14 protein-coding genes and 1 pseudogene are annotated in these 15059 nt (G+C 65.3%); 12 read left to right on the top strand and 3 right to left on the bottom strand.

Annotated features, from left to right (window positions below; genetic code table 11):
- Positions 1-279 precede the first annotated feature (279 nt).
- The 8 genes and pseudogenes from F604_RS11940 to F604_RS0105580 all read left to right on the top strand — a co-directional run.
- Positions 280-1068, top strand: a pseudogene (locus F604_RS11940) (ABC transporter permease); the annotation flags it as partial.
- 11 nt (positions 1069-1079) lie between these two features.
- Positions 1080-1943 (top strand): SPFH domain-containing protein, encoded by an 864-nt coding sequence (locus F604_RS0105610; RefSeq protein WP_019550790.1) that lies wholly within the window; start codon positions 1080-1082, stop codon positions 1941-1943.
- A gap of 10 nt (positions 1944-1953) precedes the next feature.
- Positions 1954-2142, top strand: a complete 189-nt coding sequence (locus tag F604_RS0105605) for a type II toxin-antitoxin system antitoxin (RefSeq protein ID WP_019550789.1) — start codon at positions 1954-1956, stop codon at positions 2140-2142.
- Positions 2108-2620 carry a hypothetical protein gene (locus F604_RS11935; protein ID WP_240030554.1) on the top strand — a complete coding sequence of 171 codons (513 nt, stop codon included), beginning with the start codon at positions 2108-2110 and terminating at the stop codon, positions 2618-2620. Before F604_RS0105605 ends, F604_RS11935 begins: the two co-directional genes overlap by 35 nt.
- A gap of 16 nt (positions 2621-2636) precedes the next feature.
- Positions 2637-3431 (top strand): CPBP family glutamic-type intramembrane protease, encoded by a 795-nt coding sequence (locus tag F604_RS0105595; protein WP_019550788.1) that lies wholly within the window; start codon positions 2637-2639, stop codon positions 3429-3431.
- A gap of 8 nt (positions 3432-3439) precedes the next feature.
- Positions 3440-4261 carry an RNase adapter RapZ gene (gene rapZ, locus F604_RS0105590; RefSeq protein WP_019550787.1) on the top strand — a complete coding sequence of 274 codons (822 nt, stop codon included), beginning with the start codon at positions 3440-3442 and terminating at the stop codon, positions 4259-4261.
- A 73-nt stretch (positions 4262-4334) separates the two neighbouring features.
- Positions 4335-5495 (top strand): gluconeogenesis factor YvcK family protein, encoded by a 1161-nt coding sequence (locus tag F604_RS0105585; RefSeq protein WP_420804986.1) that lies wholly within the window; start codon positions 4335-4337, stop codon positions 5493-5495.
- 8 nt (positions 5496-5503) lie between these two features.
- On the top strand, positions 5504-6202 hold the full coding sequence (locus F604_RS0105580; RefSeq protein ID WP_026328998.1) for a glucodextranase DOMON-like domain-containing protein: 699 nt from the start codon (positions 5504-5506) through the stop codon (positions 6200-6202).
- Here F604_RS0105580 and F604_RS0105575 read toward each other — a convergent pair.
- The 3 genes from F604_RS0105575 to F604_RS0105565 are packed head-to-tail and all read right to left on the bottom strand — an operon-like array spanning position 6199 to position 9752.
- Positions 6199-6519: a DUF3208 domain-containing protein gene (locus tag F604_RS0105575; protein WP_015718342.1), complete on the bottom strand. Its 321-nt coding sequence runs from the start codon at positions 6517-6519 to the stop codon at positions 6199-6201. The two genes, F604_RS0105580 and F604_RS0105575, sit on opposite strands and share 4 nt — an antisense overlap.
- A gap of 4 nt (positions 6520-6523) precedes the next feature.
- The gene (gene alr, locus F604_RS0105570; protein WP_019550784.1) at positions 6524-7624 is read right to left on the bottom strand and encodes an alanine racemase; all 1101 of its coding nucleotides are present in this window, start codon (positions 7622-7624) and stop codon (positions 6524-6526) included.
- Between the two features lies 1 nt (position 7625).
- Positions 7626-9752 carry a primosomal protein N' family DNA-binding protein gene (locus F604_RS0105565; RefSeq protein ID WP_026328997.1) on the bottom strand — a complete coding sequence of 709 codons (2127 nt, stop codon included), beginning with the start codon at positions 9750-9752 and terminating at the stop codon, positions 7626-7628.
- Between the two features lie 21 nt (positions 9753-9773).
- On the opposite strand from F604_RS0105565, the gene F604_RS0105560 reads away from it, so the two are divergent.
- From F604_RS0105560 to pheT, 4 genes are all read left to right on the top strand, one after another.
- Complete coding sequence (locus tag F604_RS0105560; RefSeq protein WP_019550782.1) at positions 9774-10823, top strand: MFS transporter; 1050 nt, start codon at positions 9774-9776, stop codon at positions 10821-10823.
- 44 nt (positions 10824-10867) lie between these two features.
- A complete protein-coding gene (locus tag F604_RS0105555; RefSeq protein WP_026328996.1) occupies positions 10868-11527 on the top strand; it encodes a DUF5639 domain-containing protein in 660 nt (219 codons plus the stop codon).
- 119 nt (positions 11528-11646) lie between these two features.
- On the top strand, positions 11647-12708 hold the full coding sequence (pheS, locus tag F604_RS0105550; RefSeq protein ID WP_019550780.1) for a phenylalanine--tRNA ligase subunit alpha: 1062 nt from the start codon (positions 11647-11649) through the stop codon (positions 12706-12708).
- Positions 12705-15053, top strand: coding sequence for a phenylalanine--tRNA ligase subunit beta (pheT, locus tag F604_RS0105545; RefSeq protein ID WP_019550779.1), 2349 nt, complete (start codon positions 12705-12707; stop codon positions 15051-15053). Before pheS ends, pheT begins: the two co-directional genes overlap by 4 nt.
- Positions 15054-15059 lie beyond the last annotated feature (6 nt).

Genomic DNA, 15059 nt, shown 5'->3' with positions numbered 1-15059 from the left:
GGGCTTTGGCCTGGTGGAAGCGGTTCTGGAGGGGAGAAGGGAGCGAGGCCACCATCTCGCTCACCCGGGCTGAGCCTGCGGCCAAGGCGCCCCGCACCACCTCTTCAAACCGTCGGTGGAGGCGCTTATCGGGGGAAAACGCTCGCAAAACGGCCCGTGAACTCCTGGAGCCTGGCCTCGGCCACCTTGAGCATGTCCATGGATCACCCCCGGTACCAGATACGGGCTGCGCCCGCAAGGGGAGATTTACCACGAAACGGAGATGTGGGTAAAGTCCTGCTTAAGGAGGCCAAGGTGGCCGAGGCCCTGGCCCAGAGGGGAATCCCCCACCAGGTCCTCACTCCCTTCCAGGTGGAGGTGGTGGACACCTCCCCCGAGCGGGAGAAGGCCGGGGGGCTTCTGGGCTTCCTCCTTCCTTTCTTCCTGGTGGTCTTCGTCCTCACAGGGGGGCAGGTGGTGGCGGTGGACGCCACCGCGGGGGAGAAGGAGAAGGGGACCCTCGAGGCCCTCCTTGCCGCTCCCGTGCCCCTTTTGCAGATCGCCTTGGGTAAGACCCTGGCCACGGTGGCCATGGCCCTCCTCTCGGGGGCAGCGGGCCTTCTGGGCCTGGCCTTGGGTGGGGCCTTGACCGCCCGCTTCGGCGGCCTGCTTTCCGGAGGAGAGGGCCAGGCCCTGGCCTTGGGAGGCCAGGTAAGCCTGGACTGGGGAAGCTTTCTCGCCCTCTTCCTCACCGCCCTTCTCCTGGCCCTCTTCATGGGGGCGGTGATGGTAAGCCTGGGGCTCTATGCCCGAAGCTTCAAGGAAGCCCAGAGCTACATGGCCCCCCTCCAGCTTCTCGTCTTGCTCCCCCTCATCTTCCTCCAGTTTCGGGGCTTCTTTGAACTCCAAACCTGGCACCACCTGGTGCCCCTCTTCAACGTGGCCCTCCTCATGGACGCCCTCCTGAAGGGAAGCGCAAGCCCCCTGCAGGCAGGCCTCACCTGGGGTTCCACCCTGGTCTACGCCGGGCTTGCCCTCCTGGTGGCGGTTAGGGTCTTCTCCCGGGAAGAGGTGGTCTTCAGGAACTAAAAGGAGGCGGTATGCGCGAGGTAAAGGAAACTGCGGCGTGGCGACAAAACGGCTTTCTTGCCCTTTTGGCTCTCCTCCTGGCCCTCCTCTGGCTGGGCTGGGCAGGGTATCGGTTGCTGACCGAGAAGGAGCTTTTCTACCTCTGGCACCTCATCCCCGCTCTTCTGGCCTCGGGGCTTTTAGCGGCGGGGCTTTTCACCGTGCAACCCAACGAGGCGGTGGCCATAGTCTTCCTGGGGCGGTACGTGGGTAGCGTCCGGGAGGAAGGCTTCCACTTCACCAACCCCCTGGCCCAGCGAAAACGGGTTTCCCTCAGGGTCCACAACTTCACCTCGGACAAGCTCAAGGTGAACGACGCCCAGGGAAACCCCATAGAGATCGCCGCCGTGGTGGTGTGGCGGGTGGTGGACACGGCCAAGGCTCTTTTCCAGGTGGAGAACTACCAGAGCTTCGTGGCCATCCAGTCGGAGGCGGCCATCCGGGCCCTGGCGAGCCGCCACCCCTACGACGCTGAGGGCAAATCCTTGAGGGGAAATCCTGAGGAAATCGCCGAGGAACTCAAGGCCGAGGCGCAAGAGCGCCTCAAGGTGGCAGGAGTGGAGGTGTTGGAGGCTCGCCTCACCCATCTGGCCTACGCCCCCGAGGTGGCCCAGGCCATGCTCCGCCGCCAGCAGGCCCTGGCGGTGGTGGCCGCCCGCAGGCTCATCGTGGAGGCGGCGGTGGGGATGGTGCGGGAAGCCCTAGAGGGCCTGGAGGAGGCTGGGCTTTCCCTGGACGAGGAAAGGAAGGCGGCCATGGTGAACAACCTCATGGTGGCCCTGGTGGCCGAGGCCCAGGCCCAACCGGTGGTGAACGTGGGCACTTTGTACACCTAAAGGGAGTGGAGTGAGAGAAAAGGAGAAGAAGCGCTTCCTCTTAAGGCTTGACCCAAGGCTTTACCGGGTGCTGGAGAAATGGGCCCAGGACGAGCTCAGGAGCGTGAACGCCCAGATAGAGTTTCTCCTTAAAGAAGCCGCCAAGAAGGCGGGGAGGTGGAAGGATGAGGCTCCACCCGAAGAGGGAAGGGAATCCTAGGGGATTTTTCCTAGGTATTTTTATCCTGGCTACCCTGGCTGCCCTGGGGGTGGTCTTCTGGTCCCTTTGGGAAGACCCGGAGAGCCTTCCCCTTTTGCTAGCCCTCCTCCTTTTGGAGATTCCGCTTACGGGGGCCTTTTTACTTTGGCTTTCCAGTCTTCCGGGAAGGCTTTCCTACGAGCTGGCCGGTCCGGTGCTCACCGTCCACCTGCCCTTCGGCCGCCGCTCGGTCCACCGTTCAGAGGTAACGGAGGTGCGGCTTCTCCACTACACCCTTCCGTGGTGGAGCTACCGGTACAAGGGAGAAGCCTCCATGCCCGGTTACCACCACAGGAAGTTCCGCCTCAGTCCGCAGAGCTATCCTGGGGGCCTTCCTGTGGAAGCCTTCGTAGGGGCAAGGCGGGGGGAGGGCGTGCTTCTCGTGCTTAAAAACGGCTCTGGGCTTCTCCTGAACCCGGAAGACCCCCCCCTTTGCTGAAGTGGAAAGGGGAAGCATGAAAGCCCTCTACTGGACCTTTGGCCTTTCCTGGAGCGCCTTTTTAGCCTTTCACCTCCTGGGCGGGCGGGTGGGTAGCCCTGTTTACGCGGCCTTTGGCCTCCTGTACATGTGGATACCAGGCCTAACCGCCCTCTACTTGGCCCGCAAGGAAGGAGTGCGCCTTCCCCTCGCCTTAAGGCTCAACCGCTACTGGCTTTTCGCCTGGCTCTTCCCCGTGGCCCTCACCCTGCTTTCCATTCCCTTAAGCCTTCCCTTCGGTGCCTGGAAAGGATGGGAAGCCCTCCGGCAAACCGCGCCCCAGGAAGCAGCCCAGGCGATCCCGGAAACCCTCTCTGCGCTTTTCCCCCTGGTCCTCATCCTCTCCGCCCTGGTGGCGGGAGCCACGGTAAACCTCCTGGCCGCTTTGGGAGAGGAACTTTTGTGGCGGGGGTACCTGTGGGAAAAACTAAAGGTGCGGGGCTTCTGGCCCGCCAGCCTGGAAATCGGCTTCTGGTGGGGCCTGTGGCATGCTCCCCTTATCCTGGCCGGCCATAACTATCCCAGAGAACCTCTCCTCGGCGTTCCCATGATGATCCTCTTCACCCTGGCCCTGACCCCCGGGCTCCTCTGGGTCCGGGAAAAGGCAGGCTCGGTGCTGGCGGCAGCCCTCTTCCACGGAACCCTAAACGCCATAGCGGGCCTTTCCCTCCTTCTGGTGGAGCGCACCCACGACCTCCTCATCGGGGTGGTGGGGCTTCCTGGGCTTTTCCTCCTTTCCCTCTTCAACCTCTGGCTCAGAAGGCGGGTATAGTCAAGGGGATGCGGTTTCTGGTGCTTTCGGGGCTTTCCGGAGCGGGCAAGACCACGGCCAGGGGATACCTTGAGGACCTGGGCTACTTCATGGTGGACAACCTTCCCCCAAGTCTGTGGGAAGCCCTTTTGCAGGAACTGAGCCGAAGGGGGGTGGAGCGGGCCGGGGTGGTGCTGGACGCCCGGGCCCTGGCCTTCTTCGGGGATCTGGAAAGGGTATTGGACCAGCTCAAGCCCACCGTGGTCTACCTCGAGGCCCGCCCCGAGGTCCTCCTGCGCCGCTACAACCTGACCCGGAGGGTCCACCCCCTGGGAGCGGGAAATCTCATGCGGGAGATCGGGGAGGAACGCCGCATCCTGGGTCCTTTACGGGCCAGGGCCCACCTGGTCCTGGATACCTCGGAGCTTTCCCCAAGGGCCCTCAAGGAAGCCCTGGTGCGCTTTTTGGGAGAGGAGGCCGGCTTTCTTCTGCGCCTCATCTCCTTTGGCTTCAAGTGGGGCCCGCCCCAGGAGGCGGATCTGGTCCTGGACGTGCGCCCCCTGCCAAACCCTCACTATGACCCCACCCTCAAGCCCAAGACGGGGCTTGACCTCGAGGTGCAGGCCTACGTGTTCCGGGAAGAGTACGAGCCCTACTACCGGGCCCTGCTGGCGGTGGTGGGGTTGGCGGCAGAGGGGGCCCAGAAGGAAGGCAGGGCCTTTTACACCGTGGCCGTGGGCTGCACCGGGGGAAGGCACCGGAGCGTGGCCGTGGCCGAGCGGCTTGCCGAAGAGCTCTCCAGCCGGTTCCGGGTGGAGGTGAGCCACCGGGATGTGGACAAGGAGGAGTAAGTACCAGGGATTGTACCGGGTAGCCAAAGGGCTTGCCCGGCGTTTTCCCCCGCTTCGCTGGCTCCACCCGGGGATGCGGGTCAAGCGCTACGCCGCCTTGGCGGGCCTGGGGGTAGGCCTCATGGCCTTTGGGCTTGCCCGCTTCCTCCCTCCTCCACCCCCGGAACCCTGGGCCCTGGGCCTTGTCCTCCTGGGCCTCACCCTCTTGGTGGGAGGGGTAAGGAGCATGAACCGGAGCATGCTCTCCGCCTTCACCGAGCCCGAGGCGGTGCCGGAAAGGGTCTACGTGCGCAGGAGGCTGGAGCAAGGCCCCAAGGTGGTGGCCTTTGGCGGCGGGACCGGGCTCTCCCGTGTGCTTAGGGGCCTAAAGGAGCACACGGCCAACACCACCGCCATCGTGGCCGTGACCGACGACGGGGGCTCCACAGGCCGGCTCCGGCTAGCTTTCGGCCTGCCGGCGGTGGGGGATCTGGTGGACTGCCTGGCGGCGCTTTCCGACCACCCCGCCCTTCCCAAGCTCCTGCACTACCGCTTCCAGGAAGGAGAATTTAAGGGCCACACCTTCGGCAACCTCTTCCTCTTGACCCTGAACCAGGAAGCCAGGGATTTCGCCCAGGCCATCCTCGAGGCCAACGCCATCCTGCAGCTTAGAGGCCAGGTCTTTCCCGCCACCCCCGAGGCGGTGCGGCTTAAGGCCCGCTTCCGCGATGGTTCGGAGGTGGTGGGCGAGGTGGTCATTCGGGAAAAAAGGGGGCGGATCCAGGAGGTCTTCCTGGAACCCGAGCCCCAGCGGGTCATGGAGGAAGCCCTCAGGGCCATCCGCCAGGCGGACCTCCTGGTTCTGGGCCCGGGAAGCCTCTACACCAGCGTCATCCCCAGCTTCCTGCCCAAGCCCCTCCTGGAGGCCATGGCCAAGGCAAAGGCCCCCCTGGTCTACGTGGTGAACCTCATGACCGAGCCGGGGGAAACCGATGGCTACACCGCTTACGACCACTACAAGGCCATCGCCTACCATCTCGGCAGGAGGCCCGAGGTGGTCCTGGTGCACACCGCCCCCATCCCGGAGGAAGTCCAAGGGCGGTATGCGGCAGAAGGGCGTTTTCCCGTGGCCTTTGACCCGAGGCCCTTCGCCGCGGACGGGGTGAGGGTGATCACGGGGGATTTCCGGGAGGAGGGCCCCTTGGCCCAGCACGATCCGGAAAAGGTGGTGAGGGCCCTGGTGGCCCTGGTATAAAGATGGGCATGCTGTTTCTCTTCCAGGACCCCGTGGGCGACGATCAGGGCCTGGCCTACCGCTATCCCCGGGCAGCCCTGTTCCAGGAGGCAGGGGAGGGCTATGCCGACCTTCTGGCCCTGGCAGGGGAAGAACGGGAAGGGAGGCTGGTCCTGAAGGTGCGCCTGAGCCGCTACCCGAATCCCCTCGAGGGCCCCTTGGGCTTCAGCCTGGCCACGGTGGCCCTCTGGTTGGACACCGGGGAAGGAGGGGAGGAAGCCTTACTTCCCGGGCTTTCCACCCCTCCTGACCAAGGCTTTGAGGTGGCCTATATCCTCACGGGATTCGGCGGGGAAAAGCGTACCCCCACCGGGGAAAGGACGCCCGCCAGGGTGTGGCGGGAAGGGGAATGGGTGGCGGTGGACACTGGGATTCCCCCTGGGCCTTACGGCTACTACGGGGCTGTGGGCCTCTTCGACCCCTTCGCTCCCTGGTACCTGCGCCCCACTAGCCCGGAAGGAGGCCCCTGGACCCTGGGGGCCCCCCCGGGAAGCCCCCCGGTGGTGGACCTTTTGGCGGAGGCACCCTTGGATCAGGTAAAGGCCTACCAAACCGGCATCCTGAAGCCCTTAAGGCCCAAGGGATTCGCCCTAAAAAGGGAAAGCCTCCTGGCCTTTGCCCTGGGTGGGGCCTCCCTCCTCCTGGCCTTCCTCCTCCGCAAGCCCTAGAGGGGACGCAAATCCTCCAGAAGAAGCCAGCCCACCTCCTTGGGAAGCCCCTCCAGCATCCCCCGAAGGATGGGGGCCAGGGTTTCCGTCAGGGGCTTCAAGGCCTCGGGAGGTTCCTCGGTGAGGAGAAGAAGGGTAACCTGGTAAAAACGCTGGGTGTGCGTGGGGGTACCGTCCTCAAAGAAGGGTGTGGGGGGCGGCACCTCGTCCAGGAGAAGCCTGGCTCCCTCCACCTCCTGGGGAAGCAGGGTTTTCAGGTCCAGGGCAAGCTCCCTGGGGTACCAAAGGTAGCCCTGGAACAGGCGCACCGCTTGCACCCGTCTAGTTTAGAACCTCCCACACCTCCTCGCCATAGCGGTAAACCCGAGGAAACCTCCGGGAAAGGTGCACCGCCACCTCGTAAGGGATGGTCCCCCGGGCCTCGGCCCAGGCGCAAAGCCCCGTGGGGCCGAAATCCGGGGAGAGTACCTCCAAGACCGCCTCCAGGGGCAAAGGCCCCGGGGAAAGCACCGTGGTCTGGTCCATGGAGATGCGGCCCGCCACCGGGTAAAGGCCTCCTTCGGGACCCTTCACGAAGCGCACCGCCCCCCGGGGAAGACCGTCGGCATAGCCCACGGGCAAGGTCAGAAGCCACTCCCCACCCCGGGCCACGTACTCCCCTCCGTAGCCCACCCGATCCCCCGGCCCCAGCTGCTTCACCAGGGTGGGCCGGGCGAGAAGGCGGAGGATGGGCTTTAGGCTGAAACCCGGGATGAGGCCATAGAGGGCAAGTCCCACCCGCACGTTCTCCCCCCCGTGCAGCAGAAGCCCGTGGGAGTTTTCCAGGTGGTAGAAGTAGCCTTCCCCCAAAGCCTCCCGCACCCTTTGGAAGCGGCTTCTCTGCACCTCCACGAAAGCCTCGTCCTCAGAGGCGGTGGCCAGGTGGGTGTAGACTCCCTCCACCCTTATCCCCAAGGCCTCCACCGCCAGGAGGGCATCCTTGGCCTCCTCCCAGGGAAAGCCCACCCGGTTCATCCCCGTGTCCACCTTGAGGTGGGCCCTGGGGGTTAGGCCCAGGGCCCGGGCCCTACCCGCCAGGGCCTGGGCTGCCTCGAGGGTGGAGAGGGTGGGCAGCAGGTTAAGGCGCAACACCTCCTCCGCCTCCAGGGGATGGAGGCTTCCCAACAGGAGGATCTCCCCCTCCACCCCGCCTTCCCGCAGGGTCCTTCCCTCGCTCACCGTGGCCACCGCCACCCACCTGGCCCCCTTTTGGAAGAGGAAGCGGGCCAGGGGTAAGGCTCCATGCCCATAGGCCTCGGCCTTGAGGACCGGGATGACCTCTCCCCTGGCCTTGGCCTTAAGGAGGAGCCAGTTGGCCTCGAGGGCCTTAAGGTCCACCTCTATCCAGGCACGGGTCTTGAGGTACGCTGTGGCGTGACCCATGCTAATCCTCCAAAAGCCCCACAAAGCGGTGGGGATCGGGATCCAGCTTAAAGCGACGGCGGTCCAGGCGGGAAAGAAGCTCCCAAAGCCGCTCCGTGCTTCCCTTCAGGAGAAGGTGGAAGATGTACATCCCCTTCACCCGGGGCACCGGGGCAGGGGCCGGACCCAGCACCTCCCCTTCCCGGGCCACCCCCTTCAGGGCGGAAAGGAGGCCATAGGCCTCCTCGAGGGCCCGCTCCTCCTTGCGGTGGGCAACCTCCAGCTTCACCATCCGCACCTTGGGAGGGTAATCCAGAGCCTCCCGCAGGGCCTTTTCCCTCCAGGGAAAGACCTCCACGCTTCCCTCCAAAAGCGCCTGGTGAGCAGGGTGGTCGGGGGTGTAGGTCTGGAGGACCAGAAGGGGCCTTCTCCCCGGCCTCAGCTCGGTGAGGGCCCAAAGCAGGCGATGGTACCGCTCGGCGGCGCGGAAATCGGAATCGTAGAGGAAGCCATCGGCATAGGGCAGGAGGACCAAGGCCAGCTCGGGGAGCACCGGGCCCCGGAGAAACGCGGTGGTGCCCACCACCACCCCTGGTTCTCCCTTGAGCAGGGGGCCCAGGTCGTCCTTCCCCTCCTTGGAGTAGCGGTACACGGGTAGGGAAAGGCGCCCCCTTAGTTCTTCCTGCAGCCATTCCAGCCCTGGTCCCTTGGGCTCGAGGAGGGGGGAACCGCACTCCGGGCACAGAACCGGGGGAGGCTCGCGGTGGCCGCACTGGTGGCAGACCAGTTCCCCCCTGCCCCCCTTGTGGTAGCGCAAGGGAAGGGCGCAGTTGGGGCAGGTGGGCTTGTACCCGCAGTCGGCGCAGAGGAGGAGGGCGCTATAGCCCAAGCGGGGAGAAAGGACCAGGGCCTGCCGCCCCTTCTCCTCCACCTGCCTCAAAAGGGCCCAGGCCCTTCCCACCAGGGGATACCCCTTCTCCTTCCTCAAGTCCAACAGGAGAACCCTCGGCTTGGGTACAGGGAAGGCCAGGCCCGGCTTTTCCAAGACCTCCACCGCGGGCACCAGGGAAAGGTAGGTGAGGGGCACGCCCAAAAGCCTTGCCCTGAGCTCCGCCAAGGGAGGCACAAAGGCCCGGGTCCCCGAGGGAAGCTTGTAGCTCTCGCTTCCCTCTTCCACCACCACCAGGGAATCCGGGGTGAAGGGGAGGAGAAGCCCGCCATAGGTGGCGAAAATCAAGCCCCCAGGCTGCCGAAAAAGGGCCTCCCGCACCTCCCGGGAAAGGCCCCCATGGTACGGCCGGGCCTGGGGGAAGTGGCGGAGGAAGCGTTCCAAAAGGCTTACCTCGGGAAAGAGCACCAGGTGGCTTCCCTTGGCCACCAGGCCCGCCAGGAAACGCATCCTCTCCCCAAGCCTCCCCCCGTTCAGCCTTTCGGGCCTTTCCGGAAGGAAGAGGGGTTTTAGGGGCTCGCCCGCAGGGGAAGGCTCCCTAGGAGTCCCGTAGCCGATATCCCCCTCGGCGAGAAGCCTCTTTACCCGGCCCACCCCTACCCCAGCAGCCCGGGCCAAGGCTGCCAAACTCTCCGCCTGGCCCAGGGTCCAAAGGACCTGCAAAACAGCGTTCAGAAGAGGGTCTGGATGCCGCTTCTCCAGGGGGATGAGAACCCTTCTCCCCTCCTTAAAGGCCACCTCCTCCTGCAAGACCCCAGCCTCCCGCAGGTAATCCAAAAGCTTGGGGTCAAACCCCTTAGCCTCTTGCCAGGTGACAAGGCCCTCCAACCCCTTGGGCAAAAGGGCTGGGTCCGCCCCCGGGTAGAGGCGCACCCGGTGCCTTAGTTCGGGAAAAGGGGGCAGGAAATCGGCAAGCACCTGGCCCAAGGGAGCAAAGAGGTAGCGGGCGGCTTCCTCCAGAAACAGGATCTCCTCCGGGCGCAAATAGGGCCTCGAGTCCAGATAGGCGATGGCGTGCCGCAAGGCATGGCTCGGCCTGCCCCCTTCCCCCACCACCACCCCCACCCGCACCTCCCCCCGCCAGGGCACCGCCACCCGTTTCCCCAGGGCTTCTTCCCCGTCTACACCCTCCTGGCCCAGGGGAGGCAGGTAGGTCATGGGGGGAAGGGGCAGGGGTAAGGCCACCTGAAGAAGGCGCATGCTGCCCATAGGATAAGGGGGATGCGGTGGGCGGTGGTGCTCTCTGGGGTAGCCCTTTACAGCGCCCTCTACGCGGTGGTGCCCTTGCTTCCCCTTTTGGAAAAGCTCTTCGCTGTCCCTCCGGGGGCTGCGGGTCCAGGCATGGGCCTGCCCCTTTTGCTTCTGGTGCTCCTTTCCCCCTGGGTACCCCGCCTGGGCCTGCCGGCAGGCGCCCTGTTGGGCGGGGGCCTTCTCTTGGTGGGCCTAGGGGGGGTGCTCGGGGCCTTTAGCCCAAGCCTTTTCCCCTGGACCCTTTGCCGCATCCTCCAGGGGGTTGGGGCCGCCCTCGTGCCCACCTTGGCCATCGCCCTCATTCCCCTTCTCTTCCCCCAAAAGGCCTGGGAGATGGCCGGGGTATACATGGCGGGGAATGTTCTGGGCGGGGGCATGGGCCGGGTGCTGGCAGGGGTTTTGGCCGAGGTCGTCGGGGTGAGGGAGGCCCTCTTCCTCCTTTCCCTGCCCGCTTTTCTCCTGGGTCTCCTCCTCATCCGGGCTCCTGCGGGGCTTCCCGCCCTGGGTAGGCCGCAATACGACCTTTCCGCCTTTCCCTTGTACCTGGCGGGTTTCATCCTCCTTTTCCTGAACCTCTTCCTGGCCAACCTCCTCCCCTACCGCCTTCTGGAGCTGGGCTTCCGCCCAGGCGAGGTGGGGCTCGTGTACCTGGCCTACCTCTTCGGCATCCCGGGAAGCGCCCTTTCGGGGCTTCTGGCCCGCCGGTTCGGGGCGGTGGCCACCTTTCGCCTGGCCTTCTCCCTGGTCCTCCTCGCCCTGGGGCTTTTGCTCCTGCCACCCCCAGGCCTGGTTCTGGGATTCGTGCTCCTCATGGCCGCCCTCTTCACCGCCCAAAGCCTGGCCTCAGGAGCTGCAGGAAGAAGGGGAGCGGGGGTAAGCGGCACCTACGTGGCCGCCTTTTACCTGGGGGGCACCCTGGCCGGGCTTCTTTATCCCTTCTTCCTTCATAGCTTCCCCCTGGCGGTGGCGGTGGGCGTGGCCCTGGCCCTTCTCAACCTCCTCCTGGCCCCCGTCAGGTAGGCTCTTTGGTCCCGGAACCCTCCTACCCGCGCTACCATAACCCCATGGAGCTCCATGCCGCCGACCAGTACCTGGTAGCCCCTGGGGAGGCCGGGCTTCTTTTCGTGTACGAAAGGCTTTCCGGCACCCGGCTCTATCCCCCTTTCCCCCCGGTGGAGCTCCCTGGCGGGGTGGGGGGGCTTTTGGAACGGGGGGGCTTTGGCCAGACCTTTTTCTTTCCGGCGGAGGTCCTGGGCCTGACCTTTAAGACCCCCAAGGGAAGGGTGGTGCGGGCCGGGGGGGTGGTGGTGAAGAACGTGCAAGGCTACGACCTGGTGCGGCCCTTTGTGGGGAGTTTTGGCCTGTTGGGAAAGGTCCTCGAGGTGGTCTTTCGCCTGAGGCCGGGGCAGGCCTCCGTCTTTCTAAAGAGGCCCTTCACCGGAGAATTTCCCGAGCTTACTCCCCATCCCCGCTTCCTCTTTGCCCTCCTGGAGGAAGGGAGGTGGTGGCTTTACGCCTTTCACTTCGGCCACGAGAAGGAGGTGGCCCGCTTCCAAGAGGCCTTCGGCGGGGAGGAGGCCAGACCCCTGGACCTGCGGCCCCTCTTCCCCCAGGGGATGGGGGTGGGGGAGGGTCCTCTCAAGGACCTTCGCTTCTCCTGGGCGGATGGGGGCAGGGCCCCGGAGCCTCCAGAGGCCTTCCGGAAGCTCGCCGAGGCGCTTTAGTTAGTAAGCGAGTGGAAACGGAGTCCTCGACCTGTCCGGGGAAGGAGCGTAAGGGGGTGCCGCCATCTCCTTGCCCCACCCTCCCCACGCCCGGGACGGGGCAAGGTATTCTCTAAAGGATGCGGGAGCTCGAGCAAGAAGCCCTAGCCGCCATCCGGGAAGCCCGGGACCTCGAGGCCTTAAAAACCCTGAAGGCCCGCTACCTGGGCAAAAAGGGCCTCCTCACCCAGGAGATGAAGGCCCTTGCCAACCTTCCCCTCGAGGAAAGGAAAGCGAAGGGCCAGGCCCTAAACGCCCTCAAGGAGGCCATCGAACGGGCCCTGGAGGAGCGGGAAAAAGCCCTGGTGGAAGAGGAGCTGAGAAGGGCCCTGGAAAGGGAGCGCCAGGATGTTTCCCTACCAGGGGTGGAGGTTTTCACCGGGGGACTCCACCCCATCACCCTCATGGAGCGGGAGCTGGTGGAGATCTTCCGCTCCCTGGGCTACCAGGCGGTGGAAGGCCCCGAGGTGGAAAGCGAGTTCTTCAACTTTGACGCCCTGAACATCCCCGAGCACCACCCGGCCCGGGACATGTGGGACACCTTCTGGCTGGAAGGGGAGGAGCATAGCCTTCCTGGCCCCTTGGGAGAAGAGGTGAGGGGCAGGCTCCTTCTTCGCACCCACACCTCCCCCATGCAGGTGCGCTACATGGTGGCCCACACCCCTCCCTTCCGCATCGTGGTGCCGGGGCGGGTTTTCCGCTTTGAGCAGACGGACGCCACCCACGAGGCGGTCTTCCACCAGCTGGAAGGCCTGGTGGTGGGGGAAGGGATCACCATGGCCCACCTGAAGGGAGCCATCTACGAGCTGGCCCAGGCCCTTTACGGCCCGGAATCCCGGGTGCGCTTCCAGCCCGTGTACTTTCCCTTCGTGGAACCCGGGGCCCAGTTCGCCATCTGGTGGCCGGAGGGAAGGAAATGGCTGGAGCTGGGCGGAGCCGGGATGGTCCACCCCAAGGTCTTCCAGGCAGTGGATGCTTACCGCCAGACCCTGGGCCTTCCCCCTGCCTACCAGGGCATCACGGGCTTTGCTTTCGGCCTTGGGGTGGAGCGACTGGCCATGCTCCGCTACGGCATCCCCGACATCCGCTACTTCTTCGGGGGAAGGCTTAAGTTCCTGGAGCAGTTCCGGGGGATTCTATGAGGGTGCCTTTTTCCTGGCTAAGAAGCTACGTGCCCGAGTTGGAAAGCCCCGAGGTTCTGGAGGAGCGGCTAGCGGGCCTTGGCTTTGAAACGGACCGCATGGAAAGGATCTTCCAGATACCCGGCGGCGTGGTCTTCGCCCGGGTCCTCGAGGCCCACCCCATCTCCAGCACCAGCCTGAAGCGCCTGGTCCTGGATGCGGGAAAGGTGGTGGAGGTGGTCTCGGGGGCGGGAAACGCCCGGGCGGGCATCGGGGTGGCCCTGGCCCTTCCCGGCACGGAGGTAAGAGGGCTGGCCATCGGGGAAAGAACCATCCAGGGGGTGGTCTCCCACGGCATGGCCCTTTCGCCCAAGGAACTCGGGGTAGGGGAATACGGCGGTGGGCTTCTGGAGTTCCCCCCCGATACCCTTCCTCCCGGCACCCCCCTAGCCGAGGCCTGGCCGGAGGAGGAGGTGCTGGACATCGAGGTCACCCCCAACCGCCCGGATGCCCTGGGGATCCTGGGCCTGGCCTTTGATCTCCACGCCCTGGGCTACAGCCTGATTCTGCCCGAGGTGCGGCTGGAAACGGAGAAGGTGCCCCTACCCTTTGGCCTCAGGGTGGAAGACCCTCGCGGGGCCCTTCACTTCACCCTTTCCTACGCCTTTGGCCTCCAGGTGGGGCCGAGCCCCCTTTGGCTCCAACGCATCCTTTTCGCCTGCGGGATGAGGCCCATAAGCAACGTGGTGGACGTCACCAACTACGTGATGCTGGAACGGGCCCAGCCCATGCACGCCTTTGACCTCCGCTTCGTGGGGGAGGGTATCCTGGTGCGCCGGGCCAAGCCCGGGGAAAAGCTGGTCACCCTGGATGGCGTGGAAAGGGAACTCCACCTCGAGGACCTGGTGATCGCTGGGTACAGGGGGGAGGAAAGTTTCCCCATCGGCCTCGCCGGGGTCATGGGGGGCGCTGAAAGCGAGGTGCGGGAGGACACCCGGGCCATCGCCCTGGAAGTGGCCCAGTTTGACCCCGTGGCCATCCGCAAGACCGCCCGGCGGCATGCCTTGCGAACCGAGGCCAGCTACCGCTTCGAGCGAGGGGTGGACCCCTTGGGCCAGGTACCCGCAGCCCAAAGGGCCCTAAGCCTCCTCCAGACCCTGGCAGGGGCCCGGGTGGCGGAGACCATCCTGGAGGAAGGAACCCCCCAGGCACAAAGGCCCATTCCCTTCCGCCCTGCGTACGCCAACCAACTCCTCGGTACCCAGTACCCGGAAGAAGTACAGCTTGCCATCCTAAGGCGCCTGGGCTGCCGGGTAGAGGGGGAGGGTCCTTACCGGGTCACACCCCCCAGCCGCCGCCTGGACCTCGAGCTGGAAGAGGACCTGGTGGAGGAAATCGCCCGAATCCAGGGTTACGAAAGCATTCCCCTGGACCTTCCTGCCTTCTTCCCCGCCCCCGACAACCGGGGGGTGGAGAGGCCCTACCAAAGGGAGCGCCGCCTGCGGGAACTCCTTTCGGGCCTTGGCTTCCAGGAGGTTTACACCTATAGCTTCATGGACCCCGAGGAGGCTTCCCTCTTTCGCCTGCCCCCGTCCCCCTGGCGCCTCAAAAATCCCTTGAGTCCCGAAAAGGCCGCCCTGAGGACCCACCTCTTCCCCGGCCTCCTCAGGCTCCTCAAGGAAAACCTGGCCCTGGACCGCCCGGAAAGAGCCCTCCTCTTCGAGGTGGGCAGGGTCTTCGGGAAAGAGGGGGCTTGGGTGAGGGAGGAAACCCATCTGGCAGGCCTCCTCTTCGGGGAAGGCCTGGGGCTTCCCCATGGGGAGAAGCTTTCCGGCTACCCCCTCCTCAAGGGGCTTCTGGAGGCCTTTTTGAACCGGCTGGGCCTGGACCTGAGGGTGGAGGCCCATCCCTACCCCTTCCTCCATCCCGGCGTTTCGGGGAAGGTAAGGGTGGCCGGGGAGGAAAAGGGATTCCTGGGCCAGGTGCACCCGGAGATCCTCAAGGCCCTCGAGCTTCCCCCGGTCTATATCTTTGAGCTTCACCTCCCCCTTCCCGAGAAACCCTTCCGCTTCCAAGACCCCTCCCGCTACCCCTTAGCCCTCAGGGACCTGGCAGTGGTGGTTCCCGAGGCCACGCCCTACGGGGAGGTGGAGGCCCTCCTTCGCCAGGCAGCGGGACCCTACCTGGAAAGCCTACGGCTATTTGACCTCTACCAGGGCCCACCCCTTAGGGTTGGGGAGAAGAGCCTGGCCTTCCACCTGCGCTTCCGCCACCCCGAGCGCACCCTCAAGGACGAGGAGGTGGAGGAGGCCATGGCCCGCCTCCTGACGGCTTTAAGAAGCCGGGGCTGGGATATCCGGGGCTAGGCGGTA

The sequence above is a fragment of the Thermus scotoductus DSM 8553 genome, from assembly GCF_000381045.1.
Lineage (GTDB): Bacteria > Deinococcota > Deinococci > Deinococcales > Thermaceae > Thermus > Thermus scotoductus.
This window is presented reverse-complemented; position numbering and strand designations above follow the sequence as displayed.

Excerpts from the sequence above, each read along its gene's own strand:
- F604_RS0105610 (WP_019550790.1), top strand. The coding sequence starts at position 1,080 with ATGCGCGAGGTAAAGGAAACTGCGGCGTGGCGACAAAACGGCTTTCTT.
- F604_RS11935 (WP_240030554.1), top strand. The coding sequence starts at position 2,108 with ATGAGGCTCCACCCGAAGAGGGAAGGGAATCCTAGGGGATTTTTCCTA.
- F604_RS0105595 (WP_019550788.1), top strand. The coding sequence starts at position 2,637 with ATGAAAGCCCTCTACTGGACCTTTGGCCTTTCCTGGAGCGCCTTTTTA.
- rapZ (WP_019550787.1), top strand. The coding sequence starts at position 3,440 with ATGCGGTTTCTGGTGCTTTCGGGGCTTTCCGGAGCGGGCAAGACCACG.
- F604_RS0105585 (WP_420804986.1), top strand. The coding sequence starts at position 4,335 with ATGCGGGTCAAGCGCTACGCCGCCTTGGCGGGCCTGGGGGTAGGCCTC.
- F604_RS0105580 (WP_026328998.1), top strand. The coding sequence starts at position 5,504 with ATGCTGTTTCTCTTCCAGGACCCCGTGGGCGACGATCAGGGCCTGGCC.
- alr (WP_019550784.1), bottom strand. The coding sequence starts at position 7,624 with ATGGGTCACGCCACAGCGTACCTCAAGACCCGTGCCTGGATAGAGGTG.
- F604_RS0105565 (WP_026328997.1), bottom strand. The coding sequence starts at position 9,752 with ATGCGCCTTCTTCAGGTGGCCTTACCCCTGCCCCTTCCCCCCATGACC.
- F604_RS0105560 (WP_019550782.1), top strand. The coding sequence starts at position 9,774 with ATGCGGTGGGCGGTGGTGCTCTCTGGGGTAGCCCTTTACAGCGCCCTC.
- F604_RS0105555 (WP_026328996.1), top strand. The coding sequence starts at position 10,868 with ATGGAGCTCCATGCCGCCGACCAGTACCTGGTAGCCCCTGGGGAGGCC.
- pheS (WP_019550780.1), top strand. The coding sequence starts at position 11,647 with ATGCGGGAGCTCGAGCAAGAAGCCCTAGCCGCCATCCGGGAAGCCCGG.
- pheT (WP_019550779.1), top strand. The coding sequence starts at position 12,705 with ATGAGGGTGCCTTTTTCCTGGCTAAGAAGCTACGTGCCCGAGTTGGAA.